We start from the raw sequence: 23,546 nt of genomic DNA on the forward strand, positions 1-23,546 counted from the left end.
GACACAAGGCCTACTTCTCAGCGCTCGACGGGTCGGCGCCCGATTCGGCAGCGCTCGCCTCGTCGGCGCTCGACGGGTCGGTGGGGGCTGCGTTGCCGGCGAGCAGCTTTTCGACGAACGGGATCACATCTTTCTCGTAGGTGAATCCGATCGTTTCTCCGGCGTCGACGAATCGTGCGACTTCTTTCCCCGTGGCGTCAAAGACGAGCACTGCCGGGATCGAATCGATTTTCAGGTCGCTGTAGACCTCGTCGCTCGGGGTCGTGCAGAGATAGTTGTCGAGCTCGGCTTGCTTGAGCTGCAGGAAGTCCATCACCTTGCTCTCGTAGCTCTCCGGAGGACGCGTCTTGCGACCGTCGAAATCGATGTTCGCCGAGACGCAGTGCACCTTCTCGCCCTGCTCCCGATGCAGGCGCACCAGTCCGGGAAATTCCTTCAGGCACGGTTCGCAGCCGAGCGACCAGACGTCGAGGACTGCCGGGCGTCCTTCGGCTTTGGCGGCTTTGAGAATCTCTGCCCAGGACGTCAGCGATACTGAGACTTTTTCCTCCGCCTGCGGCTCGGCTTCCGCTCCCTCGGCCCCTGCTGGCGGAGTCTCTCCGGGGAGCCGAGAAGCTGGCTCGGCCGGTTCCGCCGCTTCGCTCGGCGCCGCCGCTTGCCCACCCGCACCGACCGATGCTTCGGGTCCGCAGCCTACGGCCGACAGAGCGAGCGGCAGGATTCCCAGCAAGAGCAGCCGTGGAGCGGTAACGGGCCAGCGAGAGCGGAAGTGTCCGGTTGGCGTGGCCAGAAAATCGGACGGCGACGAGTCGGAGCGGCGGACGGTCAACATGCTTCGATTCCTCTGCAGGGCGCAACGATCGACTACGGGATCTCTCCAGCATACGCAATTGTCAGCCCACCGCGAACGCTCGCGCCGCTTGCTGTCGCGGTCATCGTCGCCTTTCGCCCCGCCGATAGTCGCCTTTCGCTCCGCGGATAGTCGCCTTTCGCTCCGCGAAAGCAGCGTCGTTTGCGCTACTTTCGCGGAGCGAAAGGCGACTCTGGCTCAGCAAAGAACGCGCGCGAAAGAGAGAACGACGCTGCGTGAAGAAGAGATGGGTCGAATTGGACCCAATTTATCGCCAGCGCGACGGGCCGAGCGGCTCAACAGCGGCCGCCCGGCAAAGCTTCGGGCCCTGTTCTCCTGGCGAACAAGGCCTAGCCGCGGAGCGCTTAGCCGCGGAGGTTTTGGCGGAGCGACCGCCGCGTGATGTACTTCTCGTGTTTCTGTTCGAATTTCACCAGCTCGCGATCGAACCACGCATCCAAGCTGGCGACGCTCGCGGGCAACGCCTCGATCAATTCCTGCCAGTGGCGGTTGTCCGGGCGAGGCGCGGACGGAGATCGGCTATCGGAAGAAGTCGTCATCGTGGGTCTCCGCGGCTGAGGGGGCCTTTGGGGGTTGCGTGCGTTCGAGAAAAGGAGGCCGGGAAGAAAGCGAGCTGTCGGAGTTAGAGGACGCAGAATTCGGGAGCGAGGTTCAGAAAAAAACCGGGGACCCGAAGGTTTCGTGTCTCGCAGAAGAGCAACCACCGCGCCGTAGACTCGGAAGGCTGGCACGATTGTTCCATAACTGCCTTTGGTTCAACGACTTAAGTTTTTTAGGTAAGGTGCCGGTGTGGATGCCATGCTGCCGAATGGACGCACCCTTGTCGTTATTCGTCCACAATTCGGGCAAATTGGCACTCGCGCGGCGAGCGGAGAGGTCGCCAATCGATCTGTGTTCCCGTCGCCGCCCTTGTGCCCCTGTTTGTGTGATCTAAATCCACTTTAGTCAAGGCCAGTGCGAAGGCGATGGTTCGGTGAAGCGAATCGCGCAAGTTAAGGCAAATTTTCCGCTTCCCATTTTCCGCCCGCGTTCTCCCAAGATCCCCGCCGCCCCGGCGAAATTCTCTCTGTTCGGCCGCATCGTTCTCCATTGCGTCAGGGGTGACCGGCGCGTGCGGCCCAGCGAGCCCTAGAGCACACCTTCCCCACGGGAGACAAACCATGTTGAAGAAACTCATCGTCGGCGGCACCCTCGCTGTCTTGCTCGGCGGAGTCGCCCTGAGCACCGGGCTGGGGAGTTACGTCCGGACTGCGGGCGGTTGGATCCAGCAGACGGCGAAAGATTCCGTGCCGCTCGAGTGGGAGATCAAGCGGGCGCGGCAGATGATTGCCGACCTCGATCCGGAGATCACCACCAACGCCAAGCGGATCGCTCACGAAAAGATCCAGGTCGCGCGGCTCGAATCGGAGCTGGAGCGGACCACCGAGCGGCTGGCTGACGCGCAAAGCGACATCCAGCGGCTCCGTTCGGACCTCGAGCAGGGCGATTCGATGTTCGTCTACTCGGGCAAGACCTACACCTCGGCTCAGGTCCGCGACGATCTCGCCCGCCGCTTCGAGCGTTACAAGACGCGGAAGGAAACCGCCGATAAGCTCCAGCAGATGCTCACGGCTCGCGAAAACACGTTGGCCGCCGCCCATGACCGGATGGACGCGATGCTCTCGGCCAAGCGGCAGTTGGAAGTCGAGATCGAGAACCTGCAGGCCCGCTTGGCGGCGGTCCGAGTCGCTCAGACCAGCAGCCAACTGGCGCTCGACGACAGCGCGCTCTCGCGGACTCGCGAATTGCTCGACGAGATCGAGACTCGGATCGATGTCGAAGAGGAAGTGACGCACGTCGGGGCCGAGTATTTCGGCGGCATCGAACTCGATGACAGCGACGAAGGCGAATTGCTCGACGAGATCTCGAGCTACTTCGACGAGGACGAAAGCAAGTCGCTCGCCTCGATCAAGATCGAACGCTGAGACGGTAGACTTTGGTCCGTCCGGGGCGAAAGAATTCCTGCTGTCGAAGGGTTGCGACCGTGCTCACTTCTCTCCACGAATCGAAAAACGCCCACTCAGCGAAAACCACAGGGAGTGTCGGAAGGATGGAGCCGATGGCTGCTCGGTGGCTGTTGTGGGTCGATGGCGTGGGAGGTTATTTGATGCTCCCGGGCGACGACTGGACGATCGGGGGCCCAGGGAGCAATTGGGGCCTCGGCAGCAATTGGGGCCTCGGAAGCAGTGGGGTTCCCGCGAGCGGCGGAGAACTCGGCCGCGCCGAGGAAGCGGAGATCTGCGTCCAAGGGGACCTCTCGGCCCGCGAAGCCTGTTTGCGGCGGCTCGGGGGCGACTATGTGTTGCAGCCGTTCGCCGCGGCACTGCTCGGCGACCGCCGACTGCACCGCCCGACGCCGCTCCGCGACGGCGATCGGATCACCTTCGCGAGCCGAGCCGCTTCCTCGCGGCTGGTGGCCGAGCGTGGAGGGGCCGCGGCAGGAAGTGCGGCAGCCGGGAGGGTGGAAATGGCGGGAGTCCGGTTCAGCTTTGCGAAACCGCACCCGCTCAGCTCCTCGGCTCGGTTGACGCTCCTCAGCCGCCACCGCGTCCGTCCGCGTTGCGATGCGATTATTTTGCTTGCCGACACCTGCATTCTCGGCCCTTCCCGGACGTGCCACATCGTCGCTCCGGCGGCCGAGAGCGAGGTCGTGTTGTTGTTCTCCGCCGGCCGGTGGTGGTGTCGCGGGATGGGAGAGACGAACGTCGACGGAGAACCCCGGCAGGGCCGGTTCGAGCTGGTCCCCGGGACTCGCGTCGAATCGGGTGGCATCGCTTTCACGCTGGAGGCCGTATGACCCCAATCGATACAATGGAAGCACAGGCAACTTCCCTGTCCCCCTCCCCGTCCCCCGAGAAGCACCGCGGCATGAAGCTCGAGCCCCACGGCATGAAGTTCACCTACGCCAGTGGTGCCAAGCCGCTCGCCGGGTTCACGATCAAGCGAGGCATCGGCGTCGGCGGGTTCGGGGAAGTCTATTTCGCGGTCAGCGATGCCGGGAAAGAAGTGGCGCTCAAACGCGTTCAGCGGAACCTGAACGTCGAGCTCCGCGGCGTTTCCCACTGCCTGAATCTCAAGCACCCCAATCTGATCTCGCTGTTCGACGTCCGCTACGACGAGGCCGGTCAAGCCTGGGTGGTGATGGAGTACGTCGCTGGCGAGAGTCTCCGCTCGGTCGTCGATGGTGCTCCCGGTGGGATTGGGGAAGCGGAAACCCGTCGCTGGTTTGCCGGGTTGGCCGCTGGCGTGGCCCACCTCCACGACTCGGGGATCGTCCACCGCGACCTCAAGCCGGGGAACCTGTTTGATGACGATGGGATCGTCAAAATCGGTGACTACGGGCTGAGCAAATTCATCTCCTGTTCGCGCCGCGACGGGCACACCGAAAGCGTCGGGACCTTTCACTACATGGCCCCGGAGGTCGGTCGCGGAAATTATGGGCGCGAGATCGATATCTATGCGCTCGGCATCATCCTCTACGAGATGCTGACCGGGACCGTGCCGTTCGACGGGGAGAGCAGCCACGAAATCATCATGAAACACCTGACGGCGAACCCCGACCTGAGCGGCGTCGCCGAACCGTACCGGAGCGTCATCTGGCAAGCCCTGCAGAAAAATCCGACCGCCCGGCAGCAAACCGTCCAGCAAATGATCCGCCCGCTGGGAATCGAAATCGACGAGCACGGGATGGCGCGGCTCGCCCCTGGGTTTTCAGCCCCCCAGTTTTCAGCCCCCGGGTTTTCAGCTTGTGGTGCGGCAGAACCCGTCTTCCAGGGCGTTGCGGTTGCCGACCATGGACGAGCTGGAGGAGGCTCGCAAGCGTCCCCCGGAATCCATTTCTTCTCCGGGAATGAGAGCGACGCGGACGCCCCGGCGGGAGTGCAGTTCGGGGAAGTTCGCTACCATCCAACGGCTGCCGCGGTCCTCACGCCTGAAGAGCCGTTGGCACGCTCGTTCCGCTCAGGGCTCGCTCGCTGCCGCCAGTGGTGGGGCGGCCTCGAAGCCTTCCCCGGAACCCGCATCATCCTGCTCATCTTGGGGCTCTGCCTGTTCATTTTGAACATCGAATGGCTGTTGCCGTTGATGGCCTTTCTGGCGGTGCTGTACGTGCCGTACTACATCATCCGAGCGATGACGTTGAGCGTCTCGCGGCAGCCGAGTTTTGCCGAAGCGCACCATGTGGCGGTCGCTCGCCAGCAACGTCCCCGACCGCTCTCGGCCAAGCAGTGGCGACAGCGGCGACGCGGCGAGCTGGCGACCAAGCGTCCGCTGGTCCGCGTTGCCGAACTCGGCGAATCGCTCACGACCGCCGGATTCGCCGCGGCGGCGCTGGCGGGACTCGCTTTTCTGGTAGGGCATTACCGAGGAGTCCCCGCAACCAGTACCGCGGTGGCTCCCTTCGTTTGGTCGGCCGCGATCGCCTTGCTCGCCGCCGTCGGTGTGCTGGTGCTCGGCAAGCTCTGGGAACGCACGCCGGGCGGTGGGCTGTCGCGACGGGTGGTGCTGCTCGGGATCGGTGCCGCGGTTGGGGCGGCGGCCTTTGTGCTCGCCGATTTCCTGATGATCCCACTCGATCAACGACTCGCGCGGGATATCGATGTGACCGAGCTTCCCTCGAGCATGTATAGCGCGAGCGGCGTTCCGCGAATCGCAGCCCTGATGGCGCACTTCGCACTCCTGCTCGCCGGACTCCGCTGGTGGCGGTCGGCCGATCCGCTCCGCCGTTCGCGGTTCAGCGTCTGGGCGGTCGCCGTGGCAGTGGTCGCCAGCTGGGGGCTGCATCAATTGCTCCCCGTTCCCCAGCCCTGGGGCATGATCACCGCCGGGATTCTCGCCGCAGTGATCCAAATCGCCACCCCGTGGGAGAATCCTCGCCAGCGGCTCCGCGACTCCGATCCGACCCACGCCCCCACGGTCTGAGAGAACTTCCATGCACGCATCCTTTCACTCAGCCCGCCGCTGCGAGTCGCATCCGCAGCCGACGACTCGCTCGACCACGCGGGCACCGGCGCGGGTAGCCCTCGCGGCCCTGGCGTTGCTCGTCTTCCTTGGCAGTGCAGCGGCCTCTAGTGCAGCGGCCTCTGATGGGGCGGCCGAACCGCTCGAACCCTCCGCGGCGAAGACGGCGGAGCCGAAGGCGACCGAGCCGCGGCCGCTTTCGGTCGCTCCGCTCAATCAAGTCACCTATCCAGAGGACCGACCCGAGTGGGTCGACGCGCCACCTTCGCTCGGCTCGTTCCGCGCGGGCGATCTGGGCGAAGGGAGTGAAGCGGGGGCGGTCGACGTGTGGCCGGTGAAATCGTTGCTGCGACCGACAGCCGAAGAGGCTCGGGAGAGTCTCGAAGTGCAGATTCAGGGAGCCGCGGCGGCCTATGCGGAGCGGTTCCTGGGAACGGATCGGGCCCAGCAGCTTCCGCCTTCGGTGCCGCTCGTGCCGGAGCTGGAGACGTTGCCCGCGGCGGATCGTTATGCGGGAACGGCGACGCTCGGCGACCAGACGGTGTACGAAGAGGCGGCGCGACTTCGCTTCGACGAAGCGTATCGCCAGCGGCTGGCGAAACAGTGGCAGCAGGCCGAAGTCGGCTCGCGGCTGAAGTGGCTCGGAGTCGCCGGCGGTGGAGGCTTGGTCGTTCTGCTCTCAGCCACCGGACTCGTTCGCCGAACCGCCCGCCGCAGGACGAGCGCGGAATGACTGAAATGAGCGAGATGACCGAGATCAGCCAAGCCTGGATCGAGCGGATCCGCCAGGGCGATTCCGCGGCATGGGAAGAATTGATTTGCCGCTACGAGGGGCGCCTGCTGGCGTTTGCCGAGAGCCGCATTCACAACCGCGCCGCCGCCGAAGACATCGTGCAAGAGGCGTTCATCGGGTTTCTGACCAGCCTGCCGAACTACGACGGCGGCCGCCCGCTGGAGAGCTATTTGTTCTCGATCTGCGCCTACAAGCTGACCGATTACCTGCGGCGCGAAGGGCGGCGGCCGGCGATCAGCTTTCACGCTTCGCGGTCCAGCGACAGCCCCTGGGAGCTGGCCGGACCGGGCCGCGCTGCCAGCTCGATCGCCCGCAGCGGTGAGCGGCGAAACCTCGAGGAGCATGCGGTCCGCGATGGGGTTGCCGAGCAGATCCAGCGATGGAAGGAGAAGGGAGACTGGGTCAAGCTGCAGTGCCTCGAACTCCTCTTTGTCCGCGGCGAGAACAACAAAGATGTCGCCGCGGAACTGGACCTCAGCGACCAGCAAGTCGCCAACTATAAGAGTGATTTCCAGATTCGCTTGCGATCGATCATCCGCCGCATGCAGCTCGACGAAGAAGTCTTCCCCGAGCTCGAGTGAGCGGCCTATTCATCAGCCGCCACGCGCTAGCGTCCGGTTCTCACGGCATTTTCAATAACCGGGGACTAGCGCCCGGCGGCTGATGAATAATCCGGGCTAGCGCGTGGCGGCTGATTAAGCACGCTGTTTAGCCCGCCGTTCCGTGGCGGCCGAGAGATCGCCGCAGCAGGGTGAGGTTCCGCAGGTGGCTTTTAAAGGCGACGTCGAACAAGTCGCCGACCATCGGAATGCTTCCGATCGCGAAGTCGACTCCCGCGTTCAGCAGCATCCTGGCCAGCGTCACTCGCGAGACGCCCAGCCGTTCGGCGACGTAGATGACGTAGGCGTTGGTGCCGAGCGAAACGGCATCGCCGACGACCGGAAGCAAGCCGACGATCCCATCGAGCCCAATCCGATAATTCGTTCCGGGAACGCGGTAGGCTTCGTCCATCAGGCTCGCCAACCGCTCGACTCGCTCCAAGTGACGGAGATTCTCCTCGGAGTCGATTGTTCCGGCCGCACGACCGCGATACGAGCCGCGGGAGGCGTCGGCGGTCCAGCCAGGATTCGCCGCTCGGGGGGGATTCGCGGCTCGGCTTGGAACCGAGTTCCAGAGGGTGGCGGACTGGGAAGTGACCGGGTGAGGAGTTCGGCCTCTCATGATGGACCTGCGTAGGAGTTGAGAAGAGACCTCCGGCGGCAGGCGGGCCTCGGCACGTGGCCAACAACGCTGGCCGGTGCCCGAAGGAGCCGCTCGCCTCCGAAGCCGTCTCGCGGCCGCGGCGGCCACCGCGCGAATTGCGGCGATGGCAGTCTCGGCCCAGCGCTCAACCCACAAGTGCAGGTCGTGTGCCGCGGCTGCTACCAGTCGCCGCGGTTGCCGCCGCCACCGTAACCGCCGCCACCGCCACCGCCGTAGCCGCCGCCGGCACCACCGCCATAGCCGCCGCCACCCCGGTTTCCGCCGCCGCCTCGGTAGCCACCCCCGCCGCCACCGCCACCGGTTTTCGGTCGCGCTTCATTGACCGCGATCGTGCGGCCGTCGAGCTGCGTGCCATTCAATTGCTCGATTGCGTCTTTGCCTTCGGCATCGTTCTTCATGGTGACGAAAGCGAAGCCGCGCGGCCGACCCGTCTCCCGGTCCATGATCACCGCCACATCTTCGACCGTGCCGTACTGGCTGAACGCGTCTCGTAAGGTCTGCTCGGTGGTCGTGTAGGCGATGTTTCCGATATACAACTTCATGACAAACTCCATGCAAGCGAGCGACGGATCGTCTTGGAGTCCCACGCGGATTCCACAGCCGTCCGAAGGACGCTTGCGCCCTGCATTCTTTCGCGGGGAATTATAGCCACAGTTTCAGCCGTCAAGGGGCGCTGGGCTATTTCTTGGGCACGAATTTTCAAATTCCCTCTCCGGCACCCTCGGCTTCCCTCCTCCGCTTACGCGCCCGCCTCCCACGGCATCGGCGGAACCGCCGCCAGCACCTCGATCCGGCTGGCCACCTCGGCGGGAATCTGGATCGCCTTGCGGACCCTTAAATCGACCATCACCCACCGCGAGCGGACGCGGGCCAGCACCTTCCGGTCGCTCATCCGGCAGATGACCGACCGCCGCACCGCCGCGTGCTTCGCCACGTCGGTGATCCAGGTGCGGATGACCAGCTCGTCTCCCTCGAGCGCCGCCAAGCGGTAGACGACGTCGTGCGAGCGGACGACCCAGCCGCTGCCGAACCGGTCGAGCATCTCCTGGGCGTTCCAGCCAAGCGCGGCCGAATGCAACCCGGCGGCCCGCAAGGTCCACGCGATGTAGCGCAGATTGTGGACGTGCCCCTGGGCGTCGATCTCCTCAGGCTCGACCGTATGCTGCACATCAAAGTAAGCTGTCATGCATCCCACCCCGAGCGAGTCGCGGCCGCCGTTGTCCCAATTGCCAAAGTTCGTCAGCGGCCAATCGAGCAGACGAAAGGAAGCTCGAAAAGGTGTGGGGAAGTTTGCTTCGCCCCAATACAGTGTTCGCCCCGAAACGATCCACGCCCCGAACCGGTATCCGTCATGCATCGAATGCTCTTCGCCGGCTTGATCCTCCTCCTTGTGCCATTCGCCGCGGCTCGATCGGGCGACGGGGCAGCTCCCCAGAGGAACGCGGCGGGTAATGCTGCGGGCACTGCTGCGGGCACTGCCGCTCGCCCCAACGTGCTGTTCATCATCTCCGATGACCTGACGCCGACCGCCCTGTCGTGTTACGGAAACACGCTCTCCCAGACGCCCCATATCGATGCCCTCGCCTCCCGCGGGACTCGCTTTACCCGCGCCTACTGCCAAGGCACTTACTGCGGACCGTCGCGAGCCTCCTTCATGTCGGGCTACTACCCGCATGCCACCGGCGTGCTCGGTTACACCAGTCCGCGGCCTGCGATCGGCGACCGGGCGACGTGGGCCGAGCACTTCAAGAATGCCGGCTACCACACGACGCGGATCAGCAAGATCTATCACATGGGGGTTCCTGGAGGAATCGAGTACGGCGGTGATGGTCGCGATCACAACGGCGGAGACGGTGCGGATGATCCGCGGTCGTGGAGTGAGAAATACAACAGCCCCGGCCCGGAATGGAAAGCGGCAGGCGACGGCGAAACGCTGGAAGGAAATCCCGACGGTAAAAAGCCGGTCGTCGGCGGAAATACCTTTGTCGTCGTCGAGGCCGAAGGAGACGACCTGGTCCATTCCGACGGCAAGACCGCGGCCAAGGCTGTGGAGCTGATCGAGCGGCACGCTCGCGACCAAGCCAGCGGCGGCGAGGCCCAGCCCTTGTTCCTGGCGGTCGGTTTCGTCCGCCCGCACGTGCCCTTCGTGGCCCCCAAAAAATACTTCGAGCCCTTCCTGCCGTACGACCAACTGCCGCTGCCACCGAAAGTCGAGGGCGACTGGGAGGATATCCCCAAAGCGGGCATCAACTACAAAACCAGCGACAATATGAAGATGGACATCCGCCGCCAAAAGAAAGCGGTGGGAGGCTACTATGCTTCGGTCGCTTACATGGACGCGCAAGTTGGCAAAGTGCTTGCAGCGCTGCGTCGCTCGGGGATGGAGGACAACACGATCGTGATCTTCACCAGCGACCACGGCTACCATCTGGGCGAGCATGACTTCTGGGCGAAAGTCAGCCTGCACGAAGAGTCGGCCCTGGTGCCGTTGATCATCCGCGTCCCCGGGAAGCAACCGGCCGTCTGCCATTCGCTGACCGAGCTGCTCGACCTCTACCCGACCGTCGCCAGCCTCTGCGGCTTGTCGGTTCCCGAGCGGCTGCAAGGCGAAGACATCTCGCCGATGCTGGACGATCCCAACCACTCGGTTCGGACCGCCGCCTTCAGCGTCGCGCCCAGCCGCAAAGGATTCCTGCTGCGAGAGGATCGCTGGGCTTATATGCAGTACGGCGAAGACGCGTCGCGGGGGATCGAGTTATATGACATGCACGAAGACCCCCAGCAGTACACCAATCTCGCCGAGCAGGCCGAGTTCAAACCGGTGGTCGAACAGTTCCGCACAAAGATGGCGGAAAAGCTCAAAGCCATCCGCGACAACGACCTGTAAATCGGATATCGCATCAGCCGCCGGGCGCTAGCCCCCGGTTCCCTAGGATGCCGTAATAACCGGACGCTAGCGCGTGGCGGCTGATTTCGCTTTCCTCTACGCCTGGGCTGCGGCCAACATCTGATGAAACAACCGCGTCTGCTCGGTCAGCGCCGCGACGCGGTCCTCCGGCTGGCTCGAGGCTTCCAAGAGCATCCAGCCGCCATAGTTGGACTTCACCAGCAACTCGAACAGCTTGTCCATCGGGTAGTCCTTGGTGTCGAGTTCGCGGACGTGCAGCGTCGAACCGAAGTGGGGACGGACGAGGTTGAAGTTGGATTCGAGTCCCTGGCCTTGCAAGTCTTGGGCATTGGAGTTCCAACAGACGCGGACGTTGTCATGGTCCGCCACGTCGATGATCGCTTTGATTGTCGGCAGCTCGGCGCATTGACCGTGGACCTCCAAGCGGATCTCCTGGCCATAGCCCGCCCCGTACTCTCCTAGCTCCGCCAAGGCTCGACCGATCTGCTCGATCGTTTTCTCTCGCGGGACCGAAGGGTGGAAGCGATCCGGCTTCACCTTGACGCCCGTCCCGCCCACGTCATGGCTGAGGCGGATGAATTCTTTCGAGGCCTCAATCGCCTGACGCACGACCGCCGGATCGGGATTGTCGAACCGCTCGTTGCTGCCGATCCCGACGAGCTCGACGTTGCTGTTGGCGAACCGCTGCCGCACGGCTTCGCGCTCGGCACTGCTCAGCGAAGGCTCGACGGCGTGGGCATGCGTCGTCCGCAGCTCCACGCCTCGCGCTCCGGCCGCTTCGCAATTCTCGATCAGCGTCGGCAGGTCCCAGTCCTTGCCCCACTGGTACGTTACTAGCCCAAACAGAAAGGGCGTCTCCACCGCGGCCTGGCTCCGCGAAGCGTCCTGCCCCTGCGCCAATGGCGAGAGGAGAGTGCCGGTCGCGGCCCCGGCGGCAATCGAGGAGACGGTTTGCAAAAATTGACGGCGATCGACGGGCAACATGATGGTGAAAACCTGGTTGGAGGGAAGCGTATCTTCTGAGCCGCAGGCGCTAGCCTCGGGCTTCTGAGCCGCAGGCGCTAGCCTCGGGCCTCTGAGCCGCAGGCGCTAGCCTCGGGCCTCTGAGCCGCAGGCGCTAGCCTCGGGCTTCTGAGCCGCAGGCGCTAGCCTCGGGCTCAAAACCGCGGTTCACAATGACCCTCCCCTCGGGAGGGTCGGGCTCTTAGGCCCGGGGAGGGCCAGCTGAATCCAGCCGTGTTGAACGCTCTACGCCGCACATCACCCTCCCCGCTCGTTCCTCGCGACCCTCCCGGGGGGAGGGTGTCGTTCACGGTTTTCCGACAGATCCACCCGCGGCTCGACCCCCGGCGGCTGATCCGTGAGAGCAGCCTCAGCTGATCTCCCAACCTTTGCGGAAGTAGCTTTTCAAATACTGGTCGGCGGCCGGGTTGCCGCTGGCTTTGAGGTTTTTCGCGTCCCAGTCAAAACCGCCGCCGGCGCGGTACGCCACGTTGCCGAGCAGCACCGCTTCGCTGAGCGGACCGGAGTACTGGAAGTCGCAGGTTGCCGCTTCGCCTCCCTTGCAGGCGTTGATCCACTCTTGGTGGAAGCCGGGAGAATCGGGGATCGATTTTTCGGGTCGCTGGTAGTCGCGAAACTTCTCTTCGGGCAGCAACCGCATCCGATTGAAGCCGGTCAGCAACATGCCCTCGCTGCCGATGAACAGCGTGTTCATGCCTTTGCCGTCGAGCCCTTTGGCTTTCAGAATCGGCGGACCGTTCTTCGCGTGGTACCAGTGCAGGTCGACCCCTTGGTCGGCGAACCGCATTTTGGTGGTCATCTGTTTGGGAGTCGTTTCGGGATGCACCGGCGGCCCCGAACCCTCGACCCGCGTGGGATAGGTCAGCTCGAGTGCCCAGAAGGGAATGTCCAAAATGTGGCAGCCAAAGTTACCCGTCTCACCGGTTCCCAGGTCCCACCAGAAACGCCAGCCGTAGGGGCAGTAGTCGGGGTGATAGGGACGTTCCTCTGCTGGGCCCAGCCACAGGTCCCACTTCACATGCGAAGGGACGGGCGGGAACTGGGTGGGAATCTCCGGCATCCCGCGGTCGCCCGTCATCCAGGAATGCACCTCGCTAACCTTGCCGATCGCGCCGGCTCGAATCAGCTCGACCGTGCGGTGCATGTTCTCCATCGTGTGCCGCTGGACGCCGAGCTGCGTGGCGACCCCTTTCTCGGCTGCCAGCTGCGTCATCTGCCGCGTCTCCCAAACCGAATGGGCCATCGGCTTTTCGCAGTACAGATGCTTGCCCCGCTGCAGCGCCTCCATCGACGCGTTGAAGTGCGTGTGGTCCGGAGTGCTGACGACGACCGCGTCGATCTCCTTTTCCATTTTGTCGAACATCACGCGGAAGTCATAAAACTTGGCCGCTTTGGGATGCTCGGTGTAGGCGTCACCGGCTCGCTGGTCGTCGACATCGCAGAGGGCCACGATGTTCTGGCCTTTCACCCCCGCCAAGTTCGCCGCCCCCTGACCGCCGATGCCGATGCAGGCGATGTTCAGCCGCTCGTTGGCCGATCGTGACTCGGCCGCTCGAATCTCCGGCGCAATCCAGACGCCCGCGGCGGCGACGCCCAAGGAGGCTTTGAGTGCGGTGCGGCGGGTGACTTGAGTTCTCATGGTCGGCTCGGGGGGAAGGAGGTGGGGCGGACGATGGAGCGAGTCGCTTCACGGCAAGCCTCCGCATTCTAGTCTCCTGGCTCTGACGGAATCTATGTGCGGACCTGGCCGGGGAAACAACCACGAATGACACGAGTAACACGAATGGTGGCCACGGAAGGACACGAAAAAACACGAAAGGAGAGGGTCCGCGGATAGCCTGGAGAACGCGGACAAAAGAGGAATCTGAACACCAATCATCCGTGTCGTCCGCGTGATCCGCAGTTCAACTCCCCACCTTTTCTTCGTGCTCTTCGTGTCCTTCGTGGTTCCCCCCATCAGCGAGTTGGCCCGATGCGTCCGTTGGCCGAATGGAGCCATTGTTCGCGTGGGAAGTAATTTGCGTGACAGACGGGCTGGATCGGATATACAATCAGCAACACAGTCGCCCCCCCAGAGTGTCTGCAGGTGTGTCCGCAGCGCTCCGGTCCCACCAATCGCCTACCCCCACCGAGGCGGACACTATGACTGGCAATGGAAAGCCTGCGGGCATCGTCACCGTCGTCGGCCAACCCTCTGCGGCCCCATATTCCTCTGCGGCCCGATGCTCGCGTCGCCTCGCTTCCTGTCTCACCGCTTTCGCTCTCGTGAGCTGCATCGCTGTCGCCGCCGAGCCGCTGCCTCCTACGCCCGCGGTGCCGCCAGTTCAGCCCACCGATGCGACGCAGCCCACCGACGCAGCGCAGCCCGCGGCGCCGCAAGGGCTCGGCGACCCCGGCCAGCTCCTCGCGCTGGTGATCCAGACCGGCCGCGGTGCCGAGGAGCCGCTGGTGCTCGTCGGCAATGAACCGCGGCAGCAGTTGGTCGTCACCGGCGAGTACTCCAGCGGCCAGCATCGCGACTTGACCTCGGCGGTGCACTACTCGGCGGAACCGGCCGGTGTCGTGGCGGTCGATGCGAGCGGGGTGGTGACGCCGCTCGGCAACGGCACGGCGACGATCCGGGCGACCGTGACAGATAAAGCGAAACCAGCCGAGCCAGCGAACCCAGCCGAGCCAGCGAACCCAGCCGAGCCCTTAGCCGCGGCGATTGAGTTGCGAGTGGAGAGCTTCGAGCACAATCCTCCGGTCAACTTCCCCAATCAAGTCGTGCCGATCTTCACCAAGCTGCAGTGCAACAGCGGTGGCTGCCACGGGAAATCGGGAGGCCAAAATGGGTTTCGCCTGTCGCTGCTCGGGTTCGAGCCGCACGAAGATTTCGAGTACCTGACCCGGGAAGCACGCGGCCGCCGGCTGAATCTTTCGGCGCCCGATCTGAGTCTGCTGCTGCAGAAAGCGGCGGGCGTCGTTCCGCACGGGGGCGGCGCGCGGATGGAGGTCGATTCGCATAACTACCGGCTGATTCGCCGCTGGATCGCCGAAGGAGCGTCCTATGGGGATCCCGAAGCTTCTCGCGTGGCCTCGATCGAAGTCTTTCCCAAAGCCCGAATGATGGGCCCGGGAAGCGAGCAGCAATTGGTCGTCCTCGCCCGCTACACCGACGGAAGCATCGAAGATGTGACGGCGACCGCTCAGTACGAAGCGAACGTGGTGGAGATGGCCGAAGTGACCAACCGCGGGCTGGTGACCACCGCCGACCAGACGGGCGACGTGGCGGTGATGGTCCGCTACCAATCGCACGTCGACGTGTTCCGCGCGACGATTCCTCTCGGCGCTCCGATCGAGACGCTGCCGAGCCCGCGGAATTTCGTCGACCAGCTGGTGTTCAAAAAACTGCAGTTGCTCGGGTTGCCGCCGTCGGAGTTGTGTGACGACGCAACCTTCCTGCGGCGGGTGACGGTCGACATTGCGGGGCGGCTACCGACGGCCGAAGAAGCCGCCGCCTTCCTCGCGGATCCCGCCGCCGACAAACGCGACCGCTGGATCGATTCGCTGCTCGACAGCACCGACTACGCTGACAACTTTGCCAAAAAGTGGACGGCGATCCTGCGGAACAAACGCGTCGCCGCCCCCGGCGACGACGGTCGCCACGGGACGTACGCGTTCCATGCCTGGATCCGACAATCGCTGCACGAGAACGCCCCCTACGACGAGTTCGTTCGCGGCGTAGTGGCTGCTACCGGGGACGCCTCGGAAAACCCCGGCGTCATCTGGTATCGCTCGGTCCGCGATGCGAAAGCGCAAGCCGAAGACGCCGCGCAGCTGTTCTTAGGAATGCGGATGCAGTGTGCTCAGTGCCACCATCATCCGTTCGAAAAGTGGAGCCAGCGCGACTACTACAGCCTAACCTCCTTCTTCTCCCAGGTCGGTCGCAAGCCGGGCGCCCTGCCAGCCGAGGAACGCATCTTTCACCGCCGCGGCGTGGCGACCGCTGTCAATCCGCGCGACAACCAGCCGGTCAAACCCGCCGGCCTCGGGGACCAGCCGATGGAGATCGCTCCCGAAGAGGATCCCCGCCAGCACTTGGTCGACTGGATGTCCCAGGACGACAATCCCTACTTCGCCCACACCTTCGTCAACCGCTACTGGAAACACTTCTTCGGCCGCGGCCTGGTCGAACCCGAAGACGATATGCGGCAAACCAACCCGGCGACCAATCCGGAATTGCTCGAGGCGCTGGCCGAGCATTTCATCGCCAGCGGGTTTGATATGAAAGATCTGGTCCGCACGATCTGCCAGTCGCAAACCTATCAGCTCAGCTCCGTGCCGAATGCTTATAACGCCGACGACCAGCAGAATTTCTCGCGCTACTATCCCAAGCGACTCCCTGCCGAAGTGCTGCTCGACGCGGTCGATTTGGTCACCGGATCGAGCACGCGTTTCCCCGGGGTCCCGGCCGGAACCCGCGCCGTCCAACTCCCCGACTCGGGCTTCAATTCCTACTTCCTGAGCGTGTTCGGTCGGCCCGAAGGAAATAGCGCCTGCGAATGCGAGCGGACGAGCGAAGCAAACCTGGCTCAAGGTCTGCATCTGATCAATTCGTCGGACATGCTCGCCAAGCTCGCCGCTGCGGAAGGGCGAGCGGCTCGCTTGGCCGCCGACAGCAACCGTGAAATGGCAGCCAAGATCGAGGAACTCTATCTCACCGCTTTATCCCGCTCGCCGACGGCCGATGAGGTGGCGACGGTCTCCGAGTATGTGACGCGGAAATCCCAAGAGGAAGGCTCCGATGCCAAGCTGGCTTACGAGGATGTGCTCTGGGCGTTGATCAACACCAAAGAGTTCTTATTCAACCACTGAGCTGCATCTGGAGTCGAATCATGCCAGCACCCGCCAAGTCTTTTGTGCCCTCCGGGTTTTCTTGGGCTCCCGCGACCAGTGCAGTGCTCGCGCTGCTCGTCGCCGGCTCGGCCGTGGCTCAGCTTCCCTCGCCTCGGCTGCACGGAGTCTATCCCCCGGGAGGCCAGCGAGGGACGACGGTCGAGGTGACGGTGCAAGGGCTGGATCTAGACCCCGACGCGGGCAACGTCCAGGAGCTTCAGTTCTCCCACAGCGGCATCACGGCGACGCAGAAAACGACGCCACCCCCCGCTCCGGAACAACCGCCGCAGCCAGTCCCCGGCCAGTTCACCGTCACGATCGGTCCCGACGTCCCGCTGGGAATCCACGAGGTTCGGGTCCGCGGCCGCTATGGACTCTCGACTCCCCGCCCCTTCGCCGTGGGAAACCTTCCCGAAGTGCTCGAGCAGGGAAGCAACAACGCGCTCGAGACGCCGATGTCGCTCGAGCTCAACTCGGTCGTCAGCGGACGCGTCGCCGCCGATAGCTTCGACGCCTACCAATTCACGGCCGCTGCAGGCACCCGCGTCCTGATCCGCTGCGAGGCCCTGCGGCTCGATTCTCGGATCGATGCCACGCTGAATCTCATCGATGCCGCTGGCGAGCAACTCGCGTTTAGTCGCGACGAACGGCGCCACGACCCACTGATCGACTTCACCGCTCCGGCCGACGGCGTCTATCGACTGCAGGTCTACGATTTCACTTACCGCGGCGGCGATCCGTTTTATTACCGGCTCAGCATCAGCACGCAGCCTCACCTCGATTTCGTCTTTCCCCCAGCGGCGATGCCGGGAGTCACCGGGGCGTTCACGCTCTACGGTCGCAATCTTCCGGGCGGCACGGCGGCCGAAGGCGTCGTGGTCGACGGGGTGGAGTTGCAGAAGCTCGAGGTGCAGATTCCAGTCCCCGCCGAGTCGGGCTCCACCGAGTCGGGCCCGGCGAGCCTTCCGCTCTCGAGCTCGTTCCTTACGCCGCCTGAAACCGGGACGCGAGGCTTCGAATACCGTTTGGAGACTCCGGCCGGTCCTTCGAATCCCGTCTTCATCTCCTTCGCTACTGCGCCGGTCATCGCCGAACAAGAACCCAATGGCGAGCGGGATCAACCGCAGCAAGTCGCCGTGCCCTGCAATGTCGTCGGCCAATTCTTCGCCGAGCGGGACCGCGACTGGTTTGCCTTCGAGGCGAAGCAGGGAGAGATGTTTGCCATCGAGCTCTTCTCGCAGCGGCGAAGCCTTCCGACCGACCCATTTTTGCTCGTCCAGCACGTCGGCGCCGACGCCGAAGGCAAACCGGTGGTCCGCGACATCGCCGAGTCCGATGACGTCGACCCGGCCTTCGCCAACCCGCCGTTCGACACGCCGATCCGCGATCCCTCGCTGGTCTTCACCGCCGATGCCGACGGGACGTACCGAGTCCTAGTCCGCGACCTGTATTCCGACACCAGCCCCGATCCTCGCAACGTCTACCGGCTGTCGATCGGCCCCCCCAAACCCGACTTCGATTTGCTCGCGACCTTCAAATCGGCCGACCCCGATCCGGCCAAAGCGATCGCCGACGCGCCCGCGCTGCGACCCGGCGGTAGCGTGGCGGCGGTCGTTCAAGCCTACCGCCGCGGTGGTTTTCAAGGTCCGATCACGGTCTCGGCGAGTGAGCTGCCGGCGGGGGTCGTGGGACCGCCGGTTGTAATCCCCGCTGGCCAGAACCGGACCACGCTCGTCCTCGCCGCCGCGGAGGGCGCTGCGCCTGCAACCGAAGCACCTCAGCTCGGCGCGATTCAGATTGTCGGCACCGCGACGATTGGAGACGCCGAAGTCCGTCGCCAAGCCTTCGCCGCGATCGTCGCGTGGGACAAGAACAACGCCAACGAGACGACCTACGCGCGGTTGACCGGCGCGGCTGGTATCTCCCTGATCGCCGAGCCGATGCCGCTGAGCGTCACGCTCGGCGAGCCATCGCAGCCGACCAGTGAGGCTCCCGAGGCAGCTGGAAAGGCCACCACCACGGTGCAAGGAACTAAACTATCGGTACCGGTTCGAGTGACCCGCCGCGAGGGTGTCAAAGGCGAGCTGAAGCTCGAGGCTCGGGGGCTGCCAGCAGAAATCAAAGCAGCTCCCCTGACGCTCACGCCAGAAACCAGCGAGGCCACTTTGGAGCTCACGATCGAGCCTACAGCTCCGCTCGGTGAGGTCTCGTTCCACTTGGCCGGCCAAGGCACGGTGGCCTACCAGCGAGGCGAAGAAGCCGCCAAGGACCTGCCCCTGTTCGTCCACTCCCTGCCGATGACGTTGCAAGTCACAGCACCCCCAGCCGCTGAGCCAGCCGCTGAGCCTGCCGCGAAGTAAGTACCCCCAGCCGATCGCAACCACCCCCCACTCCACGGGCGTTTTGCCTCCCTCCAGTTCCGAGTCTCCTGCCTTGAATACCCGCACATCCGCTCCCGCTCTGTCGGTTTCCCAAGCGTCGCCGGACTCGTCGCGGTCGGCAATCGCAAAACTCTTGCTCCCTCGCCTCCGCCGCGTAGCGAATCGCGGGGGAGAGGGTCGGGGAGAGGGTCGGGGAGAGGGGGCGAGTCGTCGCTCCCGCCGATGGTGGCTCGGAGTGTCGCTTGCCCTCGTCGGGCTTCCCCTAGCCAGTGCCACGGCCGACGAGGCGCTGCCGATCGCAGAGATCGAACACGAGGGGCCGGTCGATTTCGAAAAGGAGATTCTCCCGCTGCTGCGCCGCAATTGCATCGCCTGCCATAACGCGACCGAGGCCGAGAGCGAGCTGGTGCTGGAAACGCCCGAAGCAATCCTCAAGGGTGGTTACGAAGGACCGGGCGTTGTCCCCGGCAACGCCGATGAGAGCCTCGTGTTTCAGTTGGCGGCTCATCAGCGCGAGTCGTTCATGCCGCCGGAGGATAACGACGTCGGAGCCAAGGACTTCACCCCGGAAGAGCTCGCACTGCTGAAACTCTGGATCAACCAGGGAGCCAAAGGCACTCTGGCCGGCAGCAGTCAAGAGATCGCCTGGCAGCCGCTCCCCGCAGGCATCAACCCAATCTATGCAGTCGCGGTCACTCCGCACGGCCGCTTCGTCGCCGCGGGACGAGCCAATCAAATCGCCCTCTACTCGGTCCTGGCCCAGCAAGAGCTCGGGCGACTGACCGATCCGGAGCTGATCGAGGTCGGGCTGTACGACAAACCGGGGGTGGCCCATCGCGACGCCGTCCAATCGTTGGCCTTCAGCCCCGACGGTCGGCGGCTCGCCTCGGGCGGGTTCCGGACGGTCAAGCTGTGGAACCGCAACGACAGCCTGCGGCACGCGGAGCTGCCCGCCGCGGCCGCCGACATTCATGCTTTGGCGGTCACCGCCGACGGCTCGCGCGCCGCGGTCGCCCTGGCCGACGGTACGCTGCGGATCGACGAGGTCGCCAGCGGCAAGACCCTGCACACCCTCACCGCCGCCACCGCCCCGCTCGCAGCGGTCGCCTTCAGCCCCGATGCCAGCCGCCTGGTGGCCGGTGCGAGCGACGGCACGGTCCTGTACTGGAACCTGCAAGACGGCGCTCTGCTCAGCCAATTCCGCACGCCGAGCCCGCTCCACGCGGTCGCGGTGGTGAACCAAGGAACGCAGATCGTGACCGGCGGCAGCGACGGTGTTCTCCGCCTCTGGGATTTCGCCGCCTCCGCTAATCCCACGGCTGCCCAGCCGATCCGCGAGCTGCCCGGGCACACCGGCCCGGTCACCGCAATCGCTCCGCTGCCGAGCCAGCCCCACGTGTTCGTCTCGGCCAGCTTCGACGGGACCGCCCGTCAGTGGGACGCCAACAGCGGCGCTGAAATTCGCCAGTACGCTCACGGCACCCCGCTCTGCGACCTCGCCGTCCGGCCCGACGGCAAACGGATCGCCACGACCTCCGAGATCGGCACGACCAAACTCTGGAACGCCGAAGACGGCAAGCTGCTCGTAGAACTCACGACCGATAGCCAAGCACCGCATGTCGAGGCCGATCTCCAGATGGCGATCGAGCTCGCCGGCCGCCACGTCCAGAACGCCAAAGCCGACTTGGACGCCGGTGTCCAGCGGCAAGCCGCCGAAGCCGCCAACGCCGATAAATCGGCCGTCGAACTGGCTCGCGCTGAAGTCACGGCCAAGCAAAAGGCCGAGGCCGCGACCAAGGCCACCGCCGACAAAGAAGCCGCGGCAAAGGAACTCGCCGAGCTGCAAAAACAACTCGCCGAAGCCCAGCAGCAACTCGAGGCCGCCAGCAAACCGGCCCCCGCCCCCGAAGCCCAACCGGCAGCCGAAGCCCAACCGGCAGCCGAAGCTGAGCCGGCCCCTGAAGCCCAGCCAGCGGCCAATCCCGAGAGCGAACCTGCGGCGGAAGGCGAAGCCAAACCCGCAGCGGAAGCCCAACCGGCCGCGGAAGCGAAACCCGAGCCGACGCCCGAGGAACTCAAGCAGCAGGCCGAAATGCGGATCGCCGAGCTCGGCGAAGCGATCAAGGCGGCCGAGAAGAAGGTGGCGGATCTGACCGCGCCGGCTCAGAAGGCGATGGAAGAACAGCAAGCCGCCGCGGAGGCTGCGGAAACCGCTCGCCGATCGCTCGAAACAGCCCGACAAGCGGTCGAGCGGATGGCGGCCGAAGTACCGCGGCTCAAAGCCGAGTGGGCTGCCCGCCAGCAAGAGCAGCAAGCGGCGACCGACCGGCTCGCCCAAACGCAGCAGGACGCGAGCAGCCGCGCCGCCCGCGTCGCGGAGCTAGCCGCACTGAAAATCGAAGCCGATCGCGCGGCGCTTGCCGCCGAGGCTGAGTTGCGGACGGCCGAAGCGGCTCGCCACGCGGCGACCGAGGCGATTGGGCCCGCCCATCAATCTGTCCTCGCAACGCTCCGAGCTCAGACCGCCGCGGTGGCCGCGGTAGCCGCCGCCGAAGCAGCTCCGCCGGTGGGCGAGGATGCCACGCCGGAAGAAAAAGCCGCCGCCGAAAAAGCGGCTGCCGAGAAACTGGCCGCTGCGAAAACTGCCGCCGAACAAGCCACGGCCGCGCACACCGCGGCCCGAGCCGCGCTCACCGAAGCCGCGGCAAAACTCGAAGCGGCAGAGAGGGCCGTCGGTGGTCCACGCAGCCTGGCCGAAACGGCCACCGCGATCGCCGCGGATCTCCAGCAGCAGATTGACGCCGCGAAGGCTTCCGAGCCGGCGGTTGCCGAACATTTGTCGTCGCTCTTGACCGATGTCCAGCGGCGCGGGAGTGAAGCGACCGAACAAGCCAACGCGGCTGCGGCCGAGCAAACTCAAGCCGCTGCCGCGCTGGCCGAAGCTCGTTCGGCGCTCGCCGCCGCAGCGGCCGAAGCGATCCAAGTGAGCGATCGCACCCAGACGGCGATCCGAGCTGCAACCGTCGCCAAGACCGCCGCCGATCAGGCAGCGACCGAGGCCGACGCCCGCAACAAAGCGGCGACGACTCAAAAGGAAGCTGCTGCCGCGGCTCTCAAAACGGCTCAGGAAACGCTCGCCAAAGCGGCCGACGAAGTGGCCAAAGCGGTCGCCGCGGCGGAAGTTGAGAATGCGACCCGCAATCAACAAGCGGCCGACGCCGAAGCTGCCGAGGCGGCCGCCGCTGTGACAGCTGCCGGCGAAGCCAAGGCGGCTGCTGAGAAAGCGATTGCCGACACTCAGGCCGAATCGCAGAAGCAACAGGAAGCGGCCAATCAAACGCTCGCCGCCGCCAAAGCCGCTCACGCCGAGGCTCGCACGCGACTCGCGGCTGCCGACAAGGCTGCCGGTGGAGCTCGCGGGGTGGTCGCTACGGCGAATGAGCTGGCCACGCTAGCTGCCTCGGCACTTGCCGAAGTCCAGCGGCCGGCCCGCGGCGTGGCCTTCGCACCCAGCGGTGCGCAGCTGGCGGTCGCTGGAGGTGGAGGCCGCATCGACTTCTACAACAGCGAAGTCGGGACGCCGCTGCACCAATTGAACCGTGCCGGAGACGCTCCCGCGGCCGATGCGGCTCCCGCAGCCGACTTCGTTTCAATTGCCTACGTCGCTGGCGAGCGGGTGCTTTCCGCTGCGAAGGACCGGACGCTGGCGGTCTGGTCCGCACAGCCGGTCTGGTCGCTCGAGCGGAAGATCGGGCAGGTCGATTCGCCCACCCCGTTCGTCAATCGCGTCACCGCACTCGACTTCAGCCCCAACGGCGAACTGCTCGCGACCGGCGGCGGCGAACCCTCGCGGAGCGGGGAGCTGCAAATCTGGAATGCGGCCAGCGGCGAACTGGTGCAGCAAATCGCCGACGCCCACAGCGATACGGTGTTTGCTGTCGCGTTCTCCGACGATGGCAAGTACTTGGCCAGCTGCGGTGCCGACCGCTTCATGAAGGTCTTTGAGGTCGCCACTGGCAAGTTCGTCAAATCGTTCGAAGGACACACCCACCATGTGCTCGGCGTCAGCTGGCGAGCCGACGGACGAATGCTGGCGACTGCCGGGGCCGACAACGTGATCAAGGTTTGGGATTTCAACACGGGCGAGGGCATCCGCTCGATCGCTGGGTTCAAAAAGGAATTGACCGCGATCGACTTCCTCGGCGTCTCCGACAACTTTGTCGTCACTACCGGAGACAATCAGGTGCTCACGCGGAACACCGGCGGTGGTGGCGGACCGACGTTCCCCGGTGCGACCGATTTCATGTACAACCTCCGCGCCACTCGCGATGGCAAAATCGTCGTGGCCGGCGGTCAAGACAGCGTCCTCCGCGTCTGGGATCAGGCGGGCAAGCCGATCGCTACGTTCGCTCCTCAACCATAAACCAGGAG

16 protein-coding genes are annotated in these 23,546 nt (G+C 64.9%); 9 read left to right on the plus strand and 7 right to left on the minus strand.

Annotation, left to right across the window (positions count from 1 at the left end; translation table 11 throughout):
- Positions 1 to 10: 10 nt before the first annotated feature.
- Together GNK13_RS05720 and GNK13_RS05725 are read right to left on the minus strand one after the other, a co-directional pair.
- Positions 11 to 832 (minus strand): TlpA family protein disulfide reductase, encoded by an 822-nt coding sequence (locus GNK13_RS05720; protein ID WP_164101509.1) that lies wholly within the window; start codon positions 830 to 832, stop codon positions 11 to 13.
- 383 nt (positions 833 to 1,215) lie between these two features.
- On the minus strand, positions 1,216 to 1,410 hold the full coding sequence (locus GNK13_RS05725) for a hypothetical protein (protein ID WP_164101510.1): 195 nt from the start codon (positions 1,408 to 1,410) through the stop codon (positions 1,216 to 1,218).
- A gap of 621 nt (positions 1,411 to 2,031) precedes the next feature.
- Between GNK13_RS05725 and GNK13_RS05730 the strand changes: the two genes are divergently transcribed.
- The 5 genes from GNK13_RS05730 to GNK13_RS05750 all read left to right on the plus strand — a co-directional run bounded on the left by GNK13_RS05730 (position 2,032) and on the right by GNK13_RS05750 (position 7,243).
- Entirely contained in the window at positions 2,032 to 2,835 is an 804-nt protein-coding gene (locus GNK13_RS05730) for a hypothetical protein (RefSeq protein WP_164101512.1), read from the plus strand.
- A gap of 134 nt (positions 2,836 to 2,969) precedes the next feature.
- Positions 2,970 to 3,707: an FHA domain-containing protein gene (locus tag GNK13_RS05735; RefSeq protein ID WP_164101513.1), complete on the plus strand. Its 738-nt coding sequence runs from the start codon at positions 2,970 to 2,972 to the stop codon at positions 3,705 to 3,707.
- Between the two features lie 71 nt (positions 3,708 to 3,778).
- Complete coding sequence (locus tag GNK13_RS05740; RefSeq protein WP_235934803.1) at positions 3,779 to 5,830, plus strand: serine/threonine-protein kinase; 2,052 nt, start codon at positions 3,779 to 3,781, stop codon at positions 5,828 to 5,830.
- A gap of 10 nt (positions 5,831 to 5,840) precedes the next feature.
- Positions 5,841 to 6,602: a hypothetical protein gene (locus GNK13_RS05745; RefSeq protein WP_164101517.1), complete on the plus strand. Its 762-nt coding sequence runs from the start codon at positions 5,841 to 5,843 to the stop codon at positions 6,600 to 6,602.
- A complete protein-coding gene (locus tag GNK13_RS05750) occupies positions 6,599 to 7,243 on the plus strand; it encodes an RNA polymerase sigma factor (protein ID WP_164101519.1) in 645 nt (214 codons plus the stop codon). The genes GNK13_RS05745 and GNK13_RS05750 overlap by 4 nt, the downstream gene beginning before the upstream one ends.
- Positions 7,244 to 7,370: 127 nt before the next feature.
- Here the strand turns inward: GNK13_RS05750 and GNK13_RS05755 are convergent, their stop codons facing one another.
- The 3 genes from GNK13_RS05755 to GNK13_RS05765 all read right to left on the minus strand — a co-directional run bounded on the left by GNK13_RS05755 (position 7,371) and on the right by GNK13_RS05765 (position 9,282).
- A complete protein-coding gene (locus GNK13_RS05755; RefSeq protein WP_164101521.1) occupies positions 7,371 to 7,883 on the minus strand; it encodes a DUF4112 domain-containing protein in 513 nt (170 codons plus the stop codon).
- A gap of 200 nt (positions 7,884 to 8,083) precedes the next feature.
- A complete protein-coding gene (locus GNK13_RS05760; protein WP_164101522.1) occupies positions 8,084 to 8,467 on the minus strand; it encodes an RNA recognition motif domain-containing protein in 384 nt (127 codons plus the stop codon).
- 197 nt (positions 8,468 to 8,664) lie between these two features.
- Positions 8,665 to 9,282 (minus strand): acyl-CoA thioesterase, encoded by a 618-nt coding sequence (locus GNK13_RS05765; protein WP_235934805.1) that lies wholly within the window; start codon positions 9,280 to 9,282, stop codon positions 8,665 to 8,667.
- On the opposite strand from GNK13_RS05765, the gene GNK13_RS05770 reads away from it, so the two are divergent.
- On the plus strand, positions 9,277 to 10,812 hold the full coding sequence (locus GNK13_RS05770; protein ID WP_235934807.1) for a sulfatase: 1,536 nt from the start codon (positions 9,277 to 9,279) through the stop codon (positions 10,810 to 10,812). The genes GNK13_RS05765 and GNK13_RS05770 overlap by 6 nt on opposite strands.
- A 96-nt stretch (positions 10,813 to 10,908) precedes the next feature.
- Here GNK13_RS05770 and GNK13_RS05775 read toward each other — a convergent pair whose 3' ends face one another.
- The gene (locus GNK13_RS05775) at positions 10,909 to 11,817 is read right to left on the minus strand and encodes a sugar phosphate isomerase/epimerase family protein (RefSeq protein WP_164101524.1); all 909 of its coding nucleotides are present in this window, start codon (positions 11,815 to 11,817) and stop codon (positions 10,909 to 10,911) included.
- Between the two features lie 388 nt (positions 11,818 to 12,205).
- A complete protein-coding gene (locus tag GNK13_RS05780; RefSeq protein WP_164101526.1) occupies positions 12,206 to 13,495 on the minus strand; it encodes a Gfo/Idh/MocA family protein in 1,290 nt (429 codons plus the stop codon).
- Between the two features lie 626 nt (positions 13,496 to 14,121).
- Between GNK13_RS05780 and GNK13_RS05785 the strand changes: the two genes are divergently transcribed.
- The 3 genes from GNK13_RS05785 to GNK13_RS05795 all read left to right on the plus strand — a co-directional run bounded on the left by GNK13_RS05785 (position 14,122) and on the right by GNK13_RS05795 (position 23,538).
- Positions 14,122 to 16,713 carry a DUF1549 domain-containing protein gene (locus GNK13_RS05785; RefSeq protein WP_235934809.1) on the plus strand — a complete coding sequence of 864 codons (2,592 nt, stop codon included), beginning with the start codon at positions 14,122 to 14,124 and terminating at the stop codon, positions 16,711 to 16,713.
- A gap of 20 nt (positions 16,714 to 16,733) precedes the next feature.
- Entirely contained in the window at positions 16,734 to 19,094 is a 2,361-nt protein-coding gene (locus GNK13_RS05790) for a PPC domain-containing protein (RefSeq protein WP_164101529.1), read from the plus strand.
- A gap of 256 nt (positions 19,095 to 19,350) precedes the next feature.
- Positions 19,351 to 23,538 carry a c-type cytochrome domain-containing protein gene (locus GNK13_RS05795; protein WP_164101531.1) on the plus strand — a complete coding sequence of 1,396 codons (4,188 nt, stop codon included), beginning with the start codon at positions 19,351 to 19,353 and terminating at the stop codon, positions 23,536 to 23,538.
- Positions 23,539 to 23,546 lie beyond the last annotated feature (8 nt).

It is taken from the genome of Candidatus Laterigemmans baculatus (assembly GCF_010367455.1).
Taxonomy (GTDB): domain Bacteria; phylum Planctomycetota; class Planctomycetia; order Pirellulales; family Pirellulaceae; genus Laterigemmans; species Laterigemmans baculatus.

Excerpts from the sequence above, each read along its gene's own strand:
- GNK13_RS05720 (WP_164101509.1), bottom strand. The coding sequence starts at position 832 with ATGTTGACCGTCCGCCGCTCCGACTCGTCGCCGTCCGATTTTCTGGCC.
- GNK13_RS05725 (WP_164101510.1), bottom strand. The coding sequence starts at position 1,410 with ATGACGACTTCTTCCGATAGCCGATCTCCGTCCGCGCCTCGCCCGGAC.
- GNK13_RS05730 (WP_164101512.1), top strand. The coding sequence starts at position 2,032 with ATGTTGAAGAAACTCATCGTCGGCGGCACCCTCGCTGTCTTGCTCGGC.
- GNK13_RS05735 (WP_164101513.1), top strand. The coding sequence starts at position 2,970 with ATGGCTGCTCGGTGGCTGTTGTGGGTCGATGGCGTGGGAGGTTATTTG.
- GNK13_RS05740 (WP_235934803.1), top strand. The coding sequence starts at position 3,779 with ATGAAGCTCGAGCCCCACGGCATGAAGTTCACCTACGCCAGTGGTGCC.
- GNK13_RS05745 (WP_164101517.1), top strand. The coding sequence starts at position 5,841 with ATGCACGCATCCTTTCACTCAGCCCGCCGCTGCGAGTCGCATCCGCAG.
- GNK13_RS05750 (WP_164101519.1), top strand. The coding sequence starts at position 6,599 with ATGACTGAAATGAGCGAGATGACCGAGATCAGCCAAGCCTGGATCGAG.
- GNK13_RS05755 (WP_164101521.1), bottom strand. The coding sequence starts at position 7,883 with ATGAGAGGCCGAACTCCTCACCCGGTCACTTCCCAGTCCGCCACCCTC.
- GNK13_RS05760 (WP_164101522.1), bottom strand. The coding sequence starts at position 8,467 with ATGAAGTTGTATATCGGAAACATCGCCTACACGACCACCGAGCAGACC.
- GNK13_RS05770 (WP_235934807.1), top strand. The coding sequence starts at position 9,277 with ATGCATCGAATGCTCTTCGCCGGCTTGATCCTCCTCCTTGTGCCATTC.
- GNK13_RS05765 (WP_235934805.1), bottom strand. The coding sequence starts at position 9,282 with ATGCATGACGGATACCGGTTCGGGGCGTGGATCGTTTCGGGGCGAACA.
- GNK13_RS05775 (WP_164101524.1), bottom strand. The coding sequence starts at position 11,817 with ATGTTGCCCGTCGATCGCCGTCAATTTTTGCAAACCGTCTCCTCGATT.
- GNK13_RS05780 (WP_164101526.1), bottom strand. The coding sequence starts at position 13,495 with ATGAGAACTCAAGTCACCCGCCGCACCGCACTCAAAGCCTCCTTGGGC.
- GNK13_RS05790 (WP_164101529.1), top strand. The coding sequence starts at position 16,734 with ATGCCAGCACCCGCCAAGTCTTTTGTGCCCTCCGGGTTTTCTTGGGCT.